The 13,485-nt window shown below is 60.2% G+C and carries 15 protein-coding genes; 7 read left to right on the top strand and 8 right to left on the bottom strand.

The window, feature by feature from the left end:
* Nucleotides 1–364 precede the first annotated feature (364 nt).
* Together tmaR and PG881_RS15700 are read left to right on the top strand one after the other, a co-directional pair.
* Nucleotides 365–682 carry a PTS system regulator TmaR gene (gene tmaR / locus PG881_RS15705; protein ID WP_016352207.1) on the top strand — a complete coding sequence of 106 codons (318 nt, stop codon included), beginning with the start codon at nt 365–367 and terminating at the stop codon, nt 680–682.
* Nucleotides 683–898: 216 nt separating this feature from the next.
* The gene (locus PG881_RS15700) at nt 899–3,982 is read left to right on the top strand and encodes a transglycosylase domain-containing protein (RefSeq protein WP_270801216.1); all 3,084 of its coding nucleotides are present in this window, start codon (nt 899–901) and stop codon (nt 3,980–3,982) included.
* Nucleotides 3,983–4,067: 85 nt separating this feature from the next.
* Here the strand turns inward: PG881_RS15700 and yjgA are convergent, their stop codons facing one another.
* Nucleotides 4,068–4,592, bottom strand: a complete 525-nt coding sequence (yjgA, locus tag PG881_RS15695; RefSeq protein ID WP_010635921.1) for a ribosome biogenesis factor YjgA — start codon at nt 4,590–4,592, stop codon at nt 4,068–4,070.
* A 113-nt stretch (nt 4,593–4,705) separates the two neighbouring features.
* Here yjgA and pmbA point away from each other — a divergent pair, with 113 nt between their 5' ends.
* Nucleotides 4,706–6,049, top strand: coding sequence for a metalloprotease PmbA (gene pmbA, locus PG881_RS15690; RefSeq protein WP_011707624.1), 1,344 nt, complete (start codon nt 4,706–4,708; stop codon nt 6,047–6,049).
* An 85-nt stretch (nt 6,050–6,134) separates the two neighbouring features.
* On the opposite strand, the gene murA is transcribed toward pmbA, so the two are convergent.
* From murA to mlaF, 7 genes are read right to left on the bottom strand one after another with little or no spacing between them, the layout of a single operon-like run.
* The gene (murA, locus tag PG881_RS15685; protein WP_011707623.1) at nt 6,135–7,391 is read right to left on the bottom strand and encodes a UDP-N-acetylglucosamine 1-carboxyvinyltransferase; all 1,257 of its coding nucleotides are present in this window, start codon (nt 7,389–7,391) and stop codon (nt 6,135–6,137) included.
* 17 nt (nt 7,392–7,408) lie between these two features.
* Nucleotides 7,409–7,666: a BolA family iron metabolism protein IbaG gene (ibaG, locus tag PG881_RS15680; RefSeq protein WP_005306001.1), complete on the bottom strand. Its 258-nt coding sequence runs from the start codon at nt 7,664–7,666 to the stop codon at nt 7,409–7,411.
* On the bottom strand, nt 7,666–7,938 hold the full coding sequence (locus PG881_RS15675) for an STAS domain-containing protein (protein WP_039213917.1): 273 nt from the start codon (nt 7,936–7,938) through the stop codon (nt 7,666–7,668). Before PG881_RS15675 ends, ibaG begins: the two co-directional genes overlap by 1 nt.
* Nucleotides 7,935–8,567 carry a phospholipid-binding protein MlaC gene (mlaC, locus tag PG881_RS15670; RefSeq protein ID WP_011707621.1) on the bottom strand — a complete coding sequence of 211 codons (633 nt, stop codon included), beginning with the start codon at nt 8,565–8,567 and terminating at the stop codon, nt 7,935–7,937. Before mlaC ends, PG881_RS15675 begins: the two co-directional genes overlap by 4 nt.
* Before the next feature lie 9 nt (nt 8,568–8,576).
* Nucleotides 8,577–9,068, bottom strand: a complete 492-nt coding sequence (gene mlaD, locus PG881_RS15665) for an outer membrane lipid asymmetry maintenance protein MlaD (RefSeq protein ID WP_011707620.1) — start codon at nt 9,066–9,068, stop codon at nt 8,577–8,579.
* A 7-nt stretch (nt 9,069–9,075) separates the two neighbouring features.
* Nucleotides 9,076–9,855, bottom strand: coding sequence for a lipid asymmetry maintenance ABC transporter permease subunit MlaE (gene mlaE / locus PG881_RS15660; RefSeq protein WP_011707619.1), 780 nt, complete (start codon nt 9,853–9,855; stop codon nt 9,076–9,078).
* Nucleotides 9,855–10,655 (bottom strand): phospholipid ABC transporter ATP-binding protein MlaF, encoded by an 801-nt coding sequence (mlaF, locus tag PG881_RS15655; RefSeq protein WP_011707618.1) that lies wholly within the window; start codon nt 10,653–10,655, stop codon nt 9,855–9,857. The genes mlaE and mlaF overlap by 1 nt, the downstream gene beginning before the upstream one ends.
* A gap of 207 nt (nt 10,656–10,862) precedes the next feature.
* Between mlaF and PG881_RS15650 the strand changes: the two genes are divergently transcribed.
* The 4 genes from PG881_RS15650 to lptA are packed head-to-tail and all read left to right on the top strand — an operon-like array spanning nt 10,863 to nt 13,483.
* Nucleotides 10,863–11,858 carry a KpsF/GutQ family sugar-phosphate isomerase gene (locus PG881_RS15650; RefSeq protein ID WP_017409369.1) on the top strand — a complete coding sequence of 332 codons (996 nt, stop codon included), beginning with the start codon at nt 10,863–10,865 and terminating at the stop codon, nt 11,856–11,858.
* Nucleotides 11,858–12,412, top strand: coding sequence for a 3-deoxy-manno-octulosonate-8-phosphatase KdsC (gene kdsC / locus PG881_RS15645; RefSeq protein WP_270801211.1), 555 nt, complete (start codon nt 11,858–11,860; stop codon nt 12,410–12,412). The genes PG881_RS15650 and kdsC overlap by 1 nt, the downstream gene beginning before the upstream one ends.
* Nucleotides 12,409–12,969: an LPS export ABC transporter periplasmic protein LptC gene (gene lptC, locus PG881_RS15640; RefSeq protein ID WP_270801209.1), complete on the top strand. Its 561-nt coding sequence runs from the start codon at nt 12,409–12,411 to the stop codon at nt 12,967–12,969. Before kdsC ends, lptC begins: the two co-directional genes overlap by 4 nt.
* A complete protein-coding gene (gene lptA, locus PG881_RS15635) occupies nt 12,956–13,483 on the top strand; it encodes a lipopolysaccharide transport periplasmic protein LptA (RefSeq protein WP_016352198.1) in 528 nt (175 codons plus the stop codon). The genes lptC and lptA overlap by 14 nt, the downstream gene beginning before the upstream one ends.
* Nucleotides 13,484–13,485: the final 2 nt, after the last annotated feature.

Genomic DNA, 13,485 nt, shown 5'->3' with positions numbered 1-13,485 from the left:
TCAGAAGTGAAACGCGGTAGCGCCGATGGTAGTGTGGCATTCGCCATGCGAGAGTAGGACACTGCCAGGCACCCAATACAAGAAACCCCGCTCATCTGAGCGGGGTTTTTTATTGCCTGAAATTCGCCTTATCTCACCCCTGATATATCCCTTCGGATGGAGAGTCTGCACTGCTTTCCACTCTGTTGTTCACTCGGCTCTCTCGTGCCGAAACCCGGCGTCAGCCCTGCAATTAGGGTTGTATCTGCCTCATAACTCGGTAGAGTAAAGGCATCTTGGGTTGGCCCGTACTCTCTCATGTTGGTTTCTTTAGTACGGATGCAACTTGGCCTGCTTTTATCAACCTTACGTCAGTGGTATCGATATGGAACAAGTAAACAAGTCCACCTTCAGCGATGTACTGGAATATGTGCGTATGTCCCGTCGTCAGAACAAACTCAAGCGTGAAATTGCGGACAACGAGAAGAAGGTCCGTGACAACCAGAAGCGGGTGCTGCTGCTCGACAACCTGAGCGACTACATCAAACCGGGTATGAGCATCGATGAGGTGCAAGCCATCATCGCCAACATGCGGGCTGATTATGAAGAGCGTGTGGACGACCACATCATCAAGAATGCCGAGCTGTCCAAAGAGCGTAAAGAGCTGAGCACCAAGCTCAAGGCGATGAGTTCCAGCAAATAAGCCTGCTCACTGTCTTCTCAAAACACCGGCCATAGGCCGGTGTTTTGCTTTCTGTCATCAGCTCGGATCTCTCACTGCACTGCAACAATCGGCTCCCCTTTTTATGATCGCCCTGTTACCATCACTACAAAGCGGTCAATAGTTTTCAAGCCATTGACTTGAAACGACTAAGCTTGAGTGAAACACAATAAATTGCGCAACCATGGTGGGGCTGATATGGGCGCATCAGAACAGACGGATTTGAACAAAGTGGCATCTCAGGATTCATCTGTCCCAAGCGTGGACGGCAAGTACAAGCGCAAGCGTCGTTCCTGGTGGCGCTGGTTGTTCTGCTTTTTCTTTTTGCTGTGCCTGGCTGCGGTGATTGCTCTGGTCGGTTATGAGATGCAGACTTCCCGCCTGCAATCGCAGGAGATCTCCCGCTATGCGGCCAAGCTGACCTATCAGGTCGAACCGGGCCCCAGCAAGCAGATTGCCTTCCCCGAAGACGGTCCCTTCGACAAGCGGCTCGGTTATGTACTGTTGCCCATGATGCAGGAGCGCTTGCTGCAACGGGGTTATCAGGTCAGCGAGCAGGTACATTTCTCCGACGCCTTGTATGACTATGCCAGTCGCGGCTTTTTCGTGCCTTATACCGAGAAGGTGCAAGCCGGCCTGACTCTGCACGACTGTCGGGCGGAACCCTTCTATCAATTCAAGTATCCGACCCACTATTACCCGGATTTTGCCTCCATCCCGCCGCTGGTGATCCAGTCGCTCTTGTTCATCGAGAACCGCGACCTGCTCAGCAATGAGCAACCGCTGGCCAACCCGGCCGTGGATTGGCCCCGTTTTGCCAAGGCAGCCATGTCGCAGGTCGGCAAGGCGCTCGATATGCAGGATCAATCGGCCGGCGGCAGTACGCTGGCGACTCAGGTTGAGAAGTATCGCCACTCGCCGGATGGCCTGACGCTGTCACCCACCGAGAAGATCCGCCAGATGGCCTCCGCCAGTGTACGGGCCTACCGGTTGGGGCCCAAGACGCTGGAGGCGCGCAAACTGGTTGCCTGGGCCTATCTCAACTCGGTACCGCTCTCTGCGGCTCCCGGCTATGGGGAGGTGCACGGCCTGGGGGATGGTCTCTGGGTATGGTTTGGCGCCAATGTGGACGAGGTAAACCGGCTGCTGGATCCTGCGCGCAACCAGGATGCTTCGCTGGCGGAGCAGGGCCTAGCGCTGCGCCAGGTGGTCTCGCTGATGATTGCCCATCGCCGCCCCTCCTACTATCTGGCGCAGGGGCGCGATGCACTGGCGACCCTGACCGACAGCTATCTGCGGCTGTTCGTACAGGAGGGGATGATCACGCCGCCGCTGATGGAAGCTGCGCTGAAAGCCAAGATCTCGTTCCGCGATTTCCTGCAGTCCCCGGCGGTGACCAAGGTCAACAACAACAAGGGCCTGCAAGTTGCCCGTACCCGTCTGAGCCGTCAGCTCGGGGTGCAGCTCTATGATCTGGACCGACTCGATCTGACGGCTGATACCAGCCTCAACATGCCGTTGCAAAACGAGGTCTCTCGCTACCTGCAGCAGCTGGCCGATCCAACGTTTGCTGCTCAGGTAGGGCTGTTTGGTGAGCGCCTGCTCTCGCCGGAGAAGACGGGAGACGTGAAGTACAGCTTCACGCTGTTCGAAAAATCCCCGCAGGGCTTCAAGGTGCGGGTGCAGACCGACAACACGGATCAGCCGTTCGACATCAACGAGGGCAGCAAGCTGGAGCTGGGGTCAACCGCCAAGCTGCGGGTGTTGACTACCTACCTGGAGATCGTCTCCGAGCTGCACGACAACTACGCGGACATGTCGGCCGAGAGCCTGCGCAAGATCGAGGTATCGGAGCAGGACAACATCAGCCGCTGGGCCGTCTCCTACCTGATGAGCGCCAAGGATAAGAGCCTGCCACCCATGCTGGAGGCGGCGCTGGATCGCAAATACTCCGCCAGCCCGAACGAGGGATTCTTCACCGGCGGTGGCATGCACACCTTCAACAACTTCCGGCGCGAGGACAATGGCCGCATCCCGGCCATTCGCGACGCGCTGCGTGAATCCATCAACCTGCCCTTCGTGCGTCTGATGCGTGACATCGTCCGCTACAGCCTCTACCGGGAGGGCAACCGTGCCCAGTTGCTCAAGGATGACAAGGATCCGCGCCGTACCGAGTATCTGGCCAAGTTTGCGGATAAAGAGGGGCAGACCTATCTGCTGCGCTTCTGGCGCAAATACCGTGGCAAGACTGCGGATGAACAGCTCGATACCTTCCTGGATGGTCTCAAGCCCAGCGCCGTGCGCCTGGCTGCCGTACATCGCTACCTGATGCCGGATGCGTCGCAGGAGAGGTTCGCTGCCTTCCTGGCGAAGCGCCTGCCGCGGGAGAAGCTGAGCGATCGTCGTATCGAGCAGCTCTATACCAGCTATGGTCCCGGCAAGTATTCACTGCCGGATCAAGGCTATATCGCCCGGGTGCACCCGCTGGAGCTGTGGCTGCTCTCCTATCTCAAGGAGTTCGACAAGGCAACCTTCGCCGATGCCGTCGAGGCGAGCCGGGACGAGCGGCAGGAGGTCTACAGTTGGCTGTTCAAGACCCGCCACCGTAGCGCCCGCGACAGCCGGATCCGCACCATGCTGGAGGTCGAGGCCTTCCTCGACATCCATCAACGTTGGGCCAGACTGGGCTATCCGTTCGATCATCTGGTGCCGTCGCTGGCAACGGCCCTGGGCAGTTCGGGCGACCGCCCTGCTGCGTTGGCCGAGCTGATGGGGATCATCCAGAACGGCGGCATTCGTGCGCCGACCCTGCGCATCGAGCATTTGTCGTTTGCCAAGGGCACGCCGTTCGAAACCGAGTTCCAACCGGCGCAGACCGAGGGGACCCGGGTGCTGCCGGTCGAGGTGGCCACCGCGCTGCGCAACGCGCTGTCGAAGGTGGTGGAAGGTGGCACGGCCAGACGCATTGCCGGTGCCTTCGCCCTGCCGGACGGTACCGTGCTGCAGATGGGGGGAAAGACGGGGACGGGCGACAACCGGATTGAAACGGTCGGCCGCTACGGCAACGTGACCAGCTCGCTGGCTCGCAACCGGACCGCCACCTTCGTCTTCTATCTGGGAGAGGATCACTTCGGCACCCTGACGGCCTATGTGCCGGGCAGCCAGTCCGACAAGTTCCGCTTCACCTCGGCCCTGCCGGTGCAGGTGCTCAAGGGGATGGCCCCGCTGCTGATGCCGTATCTGCAACCAGGCACTCATACCCAGTGCATGGCGGGCAGCTGACAGCTGCAGCGACACGAAAACGGGGCCATATCGGCCCCGTTTTATTTGTACTGCTCATCGCCGGTCGGCGAAGGTGAGTCATCACTTACAGCAGATCTTCGATCTCGCCGCGTAGATACTGGTACATCTCGCGATAGGCCACCGGCGGCTTGTTCAGCTCCCGCTCCTTGTTGGCGGTGCGGATCAGCTGGCGCAGCTTCTGGCGGTCCAGTTCGTGGAACTGGGACATCAGCTCGTTGAGGGCGCTGTCACCTTCATTGATCAGCCGCTCACGCCACTGTTCCAGCCGGTGCAGGCGGGCATTCACGGTGGAGTGGCGATTCTTGATGATGGAGAGCGCCTCGACGATGGGCTCCACATCGCGGCTGCGCATCAACCGGCCGATGAACTGCAGGTGGCGACGGAAAGACTCGTCCTTCTTCGGCTTGAGCTTGCGGCCCAGCTCGACCGCTTCGGCCAGCTCTTCATCCAGCGGGATCTTTTCCAGCTCGCTGTGGCTGAGGGAGACGATCTCTTCCCCCATCTTCTGCAAGGCTTCGGCATCGCGCTTGAGCTGGCTTTTGCTGGGGCCCCAGTCTTCCCACTCGTTGTCGTCTTGATATTGACTCATCGGTCTCTTGATTCCTGTCATTCACGTTTGGTGGATATGTTACCAGCTTCTCCCGCTGGGCGCAGGGGTCTGATATGCTTAGCCCCTTTCCTTCCTTCATACAGATGTGAGTTATGGATCAGCAAGACCAAATCCGCCAGGATCAAGCCCATCTTGAAGCCGTAGTTGCCGAGGCCCTGGAGATTGCCAAGGGACTGGGTGCCGGGCTTGCCGAAGTCTCCATCAGCAAGCAGACCGGGCTATCGGTGAACACCCGGGGTTGTGAACTGGAAAGCATCGAATTCAACAAGGACGGGGCGCTCGGCATCGCCGTCTATCGCGATGGCTGCAAGGGTTCTTCCTCCACCACGGACCTGAGCCCGTCGGCCATTCGTGCCGCCGTCGAAGCGGCCATGGAGATTGCCCGGCACACCTCGCCGGATGCCTGTGCCGGTCTGGCGGACGCCGAGCTGCTGGCCTGGGACGCCCCGGATCTGCAACTGTGTCATCCGATCGAGCTGGATCCGCAGCGCGGCATCGAACTGGCCATCGAGTGTGAACGACTGGCGCTGGGCCGCGATACCCGCATCAAGCACTCCGACGGCGCCGGTTTCTCCAGTCACCTCGGCATCAAGGTGTATGGCAACAGCCATGGCTTCGTCAAAGGCTACGCAGCATCGCGCAACTCCCTGAGCTGCGTGCTGATCGGCGAGCAGGACGGCGACATGCAGCGCGATTACGGCTACTCCTCCAGCCGTACCCTGGACGGGCTCTGGAGCCCGCAGCGCATCGCCGACGAGGCGGTGGAGCGCACTCTATCTCGCCTGGGAGCCCGCAAGATTAGCACTCGCCACGCTCCCGTACTGTTCCATCCCGATACGGCGGCCGGTCTGTGGGGTCATCTGGTGATGGCCATCAGCGGTGGCAATCTCTACCGCAAGTCGAGCTTTCTGCTGGACAAGCTGGGCAAGCAGATCCTGCCCGAGTGGCTCACCATCCAGGAGTTCCCCCACCTGTTGGGGGGGCTAGCCAGTACTCCGTTCGATGGCGAAGGCGTGCTGACCCGCGACATGGACATAGTGCGCAATGGCGAGCTGATGAGCTGGCTGCTTACCTCCTACTCCGCCCGCAAGCTGGGGCTCACCACCACGGGCCACGCCGGCGGCATCCACAACTGGCAGGTTTCCAGCACCGGTCAGGATTTCAATGGCATGCTCAAGGAGATGGGCACCGGCCTGCTGGTGACCGAACTGATGGGGCAGGGGGTCAACATCGTCAATGGCGACTACTCCCGCGGCGCAGCCGGTTTCTGGGTGGAGAATGGCGAAATAGCCTACCCGGTCGAAGAGATCACCATCGCCGGCAATCTGGCCGAGATGTTCAGCCATATCGTGGCGGTGGGCAGCGACGAAGATGAGCGCTCCAGCCTTAAGACCGGCTCGGTGTTGGTCGAGAGCATGAAGCTGGCCGGCCACTGATCCCGGCATCAGTGGATTGCAGCCATGAAAAAGGCCCCTCGCAGTGCGAGGGGCCTTTTTGTATCGGCGTGCTCAGGGGCGGCAATCAGCCCTTGATGCGCTCGATGCGGCCGCCAAGGCCTTGCAGCTTGTGCTCGATGTCTTCGTAGCCACGGTCGATGTGGTAGATGCGATCGACGATGGTGGAGCCTTCGGCGACGAAGCCGGCCAGCACCAGACTGGCGGAGGCGCGCAGGTCGGTCGCCATCACCTGGGCACCCTTGAGCTGCTGGGTGTCGCGGCAGATGGCCACATTGCCCTGCAGTTCGATGTCGGCGCCCATCCGTACCAGCTCGGGTACGTGCATGAAGCGGTTCTCGAAGATGGTCTCGGTGACCATGCCGGTGCCCTTAGCCACCGCGTTCAGCACGGTGAACTGGGCCTGCATGTCGGTCGGGAAGGCCGGGTAGGGGGCGGTCTTGATGGTGACCGGCTTGAGGGTGCGACCAGTCATGTCGAGGGTGATCCAGTCTTCACCCTTCTCAATCAGGGCGCCAGCCTCTTCCAGCTTGACCAGTACCGCTTCCAGCAGGGTCGGGTCGGTCTTGCGGCAGGTGATCTTGCCGCCGGTGACCGCTGCGCCCACCAGGAAGGTACCGGTTTCGATACGGTCTGGCTGGACGCTGTAGCTGCCGCCATGCAGACGTTCGACACCGTCGATGGTGAGGGTGTCGGTGCCCGCGCCCTGGATCTTGGCGCCCAGGGCATTGAGGAAGTTGGCCAGATCGACCACTTCCGGCTCGCGCGCGGCGTTTTCGATCACGGTGCGGCCGTCAGCCAGGGTGGCGGCCATCATCAGGTTCTCGGTACCGGTGACGGAGACCATGTCCATCAGGATGTGAGCACCCTTCAGGCGGCCGTCGACACGAGCCTTGATGTAACCATCCTCGATGGCAATCTTGGCACCCATCAGCTCCAGACCGTGCACGTGCAGGTTGACCGGACGGGCACCGATGGCGCAGCCGCCGGGCAGGGAGACGTCAGCCGCGCCAAAGCGGGCGGCCAGCGGGCCCAGCGCCAGGATGGAGGCGCGCATGGTCTTCACCAGCTCGTAGGGTGCAACATGGTTGTTCACCGCACCGGTCAGCACGGTGACGTTGCCGTTCACCTTGGTGGTGGCACCCAGCATCTCCAGCAGCTTGATGGTGGTGCCCACATCTTTCAGACGCGGCACGTTGGAGAGGTGGATCTCCTCATCACACAGCAGGGTGGCGAACAGGATCGGCAGAGCGGCGTTCTTGGCGCCAGAGATGGTCACTTCGCCGTTGAGAGTACAACGACCATCGATCTTGAATTTGTCCATTTACGTTTGATACCAAATCAGGAGGGCAGTAGGAATTTACGTTCGCGTTTCCACTCGGCATCGGTAAAAGCCTTGATGGAGAGTGCGTGAATGGCGTTGCTGGCGATCTTGTCCATCAGCGGGGCATAGATGGCCTGTTGCTTCTTGACCCGGCTCATGCCGTCAAACATGTCGCCGACGGCGATCACTTGGTAGTGACTGCCGTCCCCTTTGACATGGACTTCGGACAATGGCAGAGCCTCGAGGAGTATCGCTTCAATTTCAGAGACTTGCATTATGCGTCCTCAGTTGTGAGCGGGGTTGACTGAAACAATCCGGCCACCCCGTAGAGGTTGGCCAGGGTATAAAAATCAGTGGAGGCGCCCACCAGTTGTGGTGTGGCGCCTCGTGCCAGAGCGGCTTTGGCCCATTTGACCAGCAGGGCAAGCCCTGCCGAATCCAGAGTGGTGACGTCGCTAAGCTCGATCTGGTCTTCCTGCCACCAGTCGGCCCGCCGTTGCCACAACTCAACGACCTGGGCCGCCTGCAGCTCGCCGCTCAGTCTCATTTCTTGAGCACCAGCGGTTTAGCATTGTGGGCGCGCAGCTGGGCGATCACCGCATCGATGCCGTTCTGGCGAATGAGGCCGCCCAGCTCGTTCTGCTTGGCAGAGAGCAGGCTGATCCCTTCGGCGACCATGTCGAAGGCTTTCCATTCGCCGGTCTTGTTGTTCTTGCGCAGCTTGAACTCGAGGAAGATGTCCGGCTTGCCGGCCTCTTTCACGCTGACGTTGACGGCGGTGATGTTGCTGTCACCGGCGGCCTTGCCCGGCTCGACCTTGACGGTCTGCTTGTCGAAATGGGCCAGGGCGTCGGCGTAGGAGCTCACCATGTACTCGGTGAACACCTCGACGAAGGCGTCACGCTGGGCCGGGGTGGTCTGCTTGATCTGGTTGCCGAGCACCTTGTAGGCAGCGAAGCGGTTGTCCACGTAGGGCAGCAGCTCTTCGCGGATGATCACCCGCAGGTGATCCGGATTGCTCTTCACCTGGGCCTGATCGGCCTTCAGGCGGGCGAAGGTCTGCTTGGCCGCTTGGTCTACCAGGGCATAGGGATCGGTGGCATCGGTGGCTTGCGCGGTCAGGGAAAACAGCATGCTGGTCATCAGGCCCAGCAGCAGGGCGATCTTCTTGAACATGGTTACTCCTTACTTGCTGTCTGATTTGGTGTCGGAAGACTGGCTGTAGAGGAACTTGCCAATCAGGTCTTCCAGCACAATGGCGGATTTGGTGTCTTCAATCATGTCGCCATCCTTGAGCATGCTGGTGCCCATCTCCTCATCGGTAAAGCCGGGCATCAGGCCTATGTATTGCTCGCCGAGCAGCCCCGAAGTCAGGATGGAGAGGGTACTGGTCTCGGAGAACTCACCGGCGCTCTTTTGCATCTGCAAAGAGACGATCGGCACCTGGCTCTTGGCGTCCAGAGTGATGTCGCTGACCCGACCGACCACCACGCCGCCCACCTTGACCGGTGAGCGTACTTTCAGGCCGCCGATATTATCGAAATGGGCGCGCAGGGTATAGGTTTCTCCTTCCGGTTTGAAACTCAAACCTGCCACTTGCAGTGCCAACGCCAGAATGGCACCGATGCCGGCCAGCATGAAAGCGCCAACCAGGAATTCTACTTTGCTGAACTTCATCTTTACCTTATCCAAACATGACTGCGGTGAGTATAAAATCCAGGCCGAGCACGGCCAGGGAGGAGTGGACCACGGTACGGGTCGTAGCCTGACTGATCCCGGCCGAGGTCGGCTTGGCATCATAACCGTTAAAGAGCGCAATCCAGGTGACCACCAGGGCAAAGATGAGACTCTTGATGGCGCCCTGCATGATGTCATCCTGCCAGTCGACTGAGGCCTGCATGGCGGACCAGAAGCTGCCTTCGTCCACCCCCAGCCAGTCCACACCGACCAGCTTGCCGCCGAAGATGCCGATCAGGCTGAACATGAAGGCCAGCAGCGGCATGCTGATGACCCCGGCCCAGAAGCGCGGCGCGACCACCCGGCGCAGCGGGTCTACCGCCATCATCTCCAGGCTGGAGAGCTGTTCGGTGGCCTTCATCAGGCCGATTTCGGCGGTGAGGGCCGAGCCGGCGCGGCCGGCAAACAGCAGCGCGGTCACCACGGGGCCCAGCTCCCGCAGCAGGGAGAGGGAGACCAGCGGCCCCAGACTCTGCTCGGCACCGAAGTCCTTCAGTACGTTGTAGCCCTGCAACGAGAGCACCATGCCGATGAACAGGCCGGAGACCAGAATGATGGCGACCGACTGCACCCCGACCACATACAACTGCTGCACCAGCAGCGGGAAGTGCTTGCGCGGTGCGGGTTTGCCCGCCAGCGCGTGAAACAACATGATGGTGGCGCGGCCGATGGCGCTGATGAACCGCACCCCGCTTCGCCCCAGTTTGCTTACCTGGCTTGTCAACATCAGAGATCCTGTAGCAGGTCGCCTGCCGGAAAATGAAACGGAACAGGACCGTCGGGCAATCCTTTCAGGAACTGCTCGACCTCGGGATTGTGCTCCTCGCGCAGCTGGGCCGGCGTGCCGTGCGCCACCACCTTGCGGTTGGCGATGATATAGGCGTAGTCGGCAATGCTCAGCACCTCTTTCACATCGTGGGTGACGATGACGGAGGTGATGCCGAGGGCATCGTTCATATCCTTGATGAGCTTCACCAGCACCGCCATGGTGATGGGATCCTGGCCGACGAACGGCTCGTCATACATGATGAGATCCGGATCCAGCGCGATGGAGCGGGCCAGCGCCGCGCGCCGGGCCATGCCGCCGGAGAGCTCGGACGGCATCAGTCTTGCTGCGCCGCGCAGGCCCACTGCCTGCAGCTTCATCATGACGATGGTGTGGATCAGCTCCTCGGGCAGGCCGGAGTGCTCGCGCAGCGGGAAGGCCACGTTGTCGTACACCGTCATGCCGGTAAACAGGGCGCCGCTCTGGAACAGCATGCTCATCCGCTTGCGTACCTCGTACAGGCGCGAGCGGGAGAGAGTGGGGATATCTTCCCCGTCAAACAGGATATGACCGGATTCGGGCTTGAGCTGGCCGCCGATCAACCGCAGCAAGGTGGTCTTGCCGATGCCGCTGGGGCCCATGACCGCAGTGACCTTGCCACGGGGAATGGTCAGGTTTATCCCGTCGTATAACAGCCGATCTCCGTGACTGAAGGTCAGGTCGGAGATGGTGATCAGGTCATCGTTCAAACAATTGTCCATCCGGTGTAAATGAAGAGCGAATTTTATGGGCTAGTCTAGGTCTAAGCAACAGCAAGGAACAACTATTGAACAGCCTGCCTGTCCAGACGCGCGACAGTTTTTTGTAACCAATTGTCTCTCTTTTCAGGTTGGGAAGTATCCGATTCGCTTATCTCGACAGACTTTTTTATAATCCCGCAGCAAATTTCAGCCCGGAGCTGTGCCTTTATGTCTGTAAAGTCTGAAAAAGTGTCTGAACTGTTCGATTTTCGTCGCAGCGCCCGTACCGTGCTGGACATCGAGAAACAAGCGATTGATGGACTCTACCAGTACCTGAACGATGCCTTCGATCAGGCGTGCGAGATGATACTGCGCTGCAGTGGCAAGATAGTGGTCACCGGCATGGGCAAGTCAGGTCATGTCGGAAGCAAGATTGCGGCCACCCTGGCCAGCACCGGGACTCCCGCCTTCTTCCTCCATCCGGGTGAAGCCAGCCACGGCGATCTGGGGATGATCTCCGGCGGCGATCTCATCATCGCCATCTCCAACTCCGGCGAAAGCGACGAGATCCTGGCCCTGTTGCCGGTGCTCAAGCGCCGCGGCATCCCGCTCATCTGCATGACCGGCAACCCGGCCTCCACCATGGCGAAAGAAGCCAATGTGCACCTGTGCATCAAGGTAGAGAAAGAAGCCTGCCCGCTGGGGCTGGCACCCACGTCCAGTACCACCGCGACGCTGGTGATGGGCGATGCGCTGGCGGTGGCCCTGCTGGAAGCCCGCGGCTTTACCGCCGACGATTTCGCCCTCTCTCACCCGGGCGGTTCCCTTGGCAAGCGACTGCTGCTGCGGGTCGGCGATCTGATGCACAGCGGTGAGCTGTTGCCCCAGGTGGGGATAGATGCCACCATCAGCCAGGCACTGCTGGAAGTGAGCCGCAAGGGGCTCGGCATGACGGCCGTGGCCGATGCCGATGGCCGCCTGGCCGGCCTGTTCACCGACGGCGACCTGCGCCGCATTCTGGACCTGCAGGTGGATATCCACCACACCCCGATCAGCCGCGTGATGACGGTCAACTGTGTTACCGTGGGACCGGAGATGATGGCAGCCGAGGCCGTCAAACTGATGGAAACTAGAAAGATCAACGGATTACTGGTTGTGGATGGCGACAAGCGCCCGCTGGGTGCCTTCAACATGCACGACCTGCTGAAAGCCGGAGTAATTTGATGCAAAACGTACCGACCCTCTATGGTCCGGTGACGCGCAGCCAGTTTGAGAAGGCGGCGCAGATCCGCCTGCTGGTGTGCGATGTGGACGGGGTGCTCTCCAACGGCCTCATCTACATGGGAAATGACGGCGAAGAGCTGAAGACCTTCTGTACCCGCGACGGTGCCGGCATGCGGGCGCTGCTCAACGCCGGGATCGAGATTGCCATCATCACCGGGCGCAACTCCCGCATCGTCAGCGATCGGATGAAAAGCCTGGGGGTGCAGCACCTGGTACAGGGGGCGGATCAGAAGCTGCCCCACTTCGAGGCACTGCTGGCCAAACTGGCACTGATCCCCGAGCAGGCGGCCTACATCGGCGATGACACCATCGATCTGCCGGTGATGCAGGCCTGTGGTCTTGGCATCGCCGTGGCCGATGCCCATCCGCTGGTGCTGGCGCGGGCCGACATGGTGACCCGGCTGACCGGCGGTGTTGGCGCGGTGCGCGAGGTGTGCGATCTCATTTTGCAGGCCCAGGGGCTGGGTGACTATCAGCCAGAGGCCTCGGTATGAGCAGACAGACCCTGTTGTTCGCCCTGCTGTTCCTGGTTGCGCTGGCCGCCTGGCAGCTCGGCGACATCGAACTGGCGCCGGAGCCGACCACCAAGGTGGAAAATTATCAGCCGGACTTCACCGCCAAGAATCTGGTGACGACCCGCTTCGATGTCGAGGGCCGTCGCACCGAGCGGCTGGAGTCCCGCTACGCGGAGTACTACCAGATCCTCGAGCAGGCCACTTTTGACAAGCCGGTGGTCTACATGTTCGACAAGCAGGGCGAGCCCGAGTGGAGGGTTACTGCCGATACCGGCGTGCTCAACACCGATGACAACGTGATCCTGCGGGACAAGGTGCATCTGGACGGCTTGTTGCCCACCTCTTTCATCTCCACGCTGGATACCCCCTATCTGGAGCTGGATCTGGTGACCCAGAACGTGAGAAGCAATCAGCAGGTCAGCATAGTGGGTAAGGATTTCCAGACCGAGGGCGTCGGCCTGAAGGGTCATCTGGAACGCAAATATTTTGAATTACTGGATCAGGGCCATGCCATCTATTTCAATGAAAAACGCTAATCTGGCCCTCGCGGCCCTGCTGCTGTGCGGCACCGTGAGCGCCAAAGAGTCTGACTTTGCCGAGAAGGTCTATGTGGATGCGGTCAAGCAGGTGGCCGAGATGCAGGACAACCGCATCACCTTCGAACAGGATGTGACCATTACTCAGGGCACCATCAAGATCAAGGCGGACAAGGTGGTGGTGATCCGCTCCGGCGAGAAAGGTGCCGAGGTGATGACGGCCTATGGCAAGCCTGCCACCTTCTTCCAGATCCTGGACAACGGCAAGCCGGTCAATGCCCATGGCAACAGCATCCGTTATGAGCTGAAGAACCGTCTGGTGACCATCACCGGCAACGGTCAGCTCAAGCAGGAAGACAGCCAGGTCAATGGCGACCTGATCCGTTACGACATCGTCAAACAGAAGATGATTGCCGAGAGCAAGACCCCGAACCAGCGGGTCAAGACGGTGTTCCTGCCGGATCAGGTAGAGAATTTCGACAAGCCGGCCGATCAGAAGAAGCAGGGAAAATAAAC

It is taken from the genome of Aeromonas sp. QDB54 (assembly GCF_027707385.1).
GTDB classification, from domain to species: domain Bacteria; phylum Pseudomonadota; class Gammaproteobacteria; order Enterobacterales; family Aeromonadaceae; genus Aeromonas; species Aeromonas hydrophila.
The sequence above is the reverse complement of the archived record's forward strand: the minus strand, read 5'-3'. Positions and strand labels throughout refer to the sequence as shown.

Excerpts from the sequence above, each read along its gene's own strand:
- tmaR (WP_016352207.1), top strand. The coding sequence starts at position 365 with ATGGAACAAGTAAACAAGTCCACCTTCAGCGATGTACTGGAATATGTG.
- PG881_RS15700 (WP_270801216.1), top strand. The coding sequence starts at position 899 with ATGGGCGCATCAGAACAGACGGATTTGAACAAAGTGGCATCTCAGGAT.
- yjgA (WP_010635921.1), bottom strand. The coding sequence starts at position 4,592 with ATGAGTCAATATCAAGACGACAACGAGTGGGAAGACTGGGGCCCCAGC.
- pmbA (WP_011707624.1), top strand. The coding sequence starts at position 4,706 with ATGGATCAGCAAGACCAAATCCGCCAGGATCAAGCCCATCTTGAAGCC.
- murA (WP_011707623.1), bottom strand. The coding sequence starts at position 7,391 with ATGGACAAATTCAAGATCGATGGTCGTTGTACTCTCAACGGCGAAGTG.
- ibaG (WP_005306001.1), bottom strand. The coding sequence starts at position 7,666 with ATGCAAGTCTCTGAAATTGAAGCGATACTCCTCGAGGCTCTGCCATTG.
- PG881_RS15675 (WP_039213917.1), bottom strand. The coding sequence starts at position 7,938 with ATGAGACTGAGCGGCGAGCTGCAGGCGGCCCAGGTCGTTGAGTTGTGG.
- mlaC (WP_011707621.1), bottom strand. The coding sequence starts at position 8,567 with ATGTTCAAGAAGATCGCCCTGCTGCTGGGCCTGATGACCAGCATGCTG.
- mlaD (WP_011707620.1), bottom strand. The coding sequence starts at position 9,068 with ATGAAGTTCAGCAAAGTAGAATTCCTGGTTGGCGCTTTCATGCTGGCC.
- mlaE (WP_011707619.1), bottom strand. The coding sequence starts at position 9,855 with ATGTTGACAAGCCAGGTAAGCAAACTGGGGCGAAGCGGGGTGCGGTTC.
- mlaF (WP_011707618.1), bottom strand. The coding sequence starts at position 10,655 with ATGGACAATTGTTTGAACGATGACCTGATCACCATCTCCGACCTGACC.
- PG881_RS15650 (WP_017409369.1), top strand. The coding sequence starts at position 10,863 with ATGTCTGTAAAGTCTGAAAAAGTGTCTGAACTGTTCGATTTTCGTCGC.
- kdsC (WP_270801211.1), top strand. The coding sequence starts at position 11,858 with ATGCAAAACGTACCGACCCTCTATGGTCCGGTGACGCGCAGCCAGTTT.
- lptC (WP_270801209.1), top strand. The coding sequence starts at position 12,409 with ATGAGCAGACAGACCCTGTTGTTCGCCCTGCTGTTCCTGGTTGCGCTG.
- lptA (WP_016352198.1), top strand. The coding sequence starts at position 12,956 with ATGAAAAACGCTAATCTGGCCCTCGCGGCCCTGCTGCTGTGCGGCACC.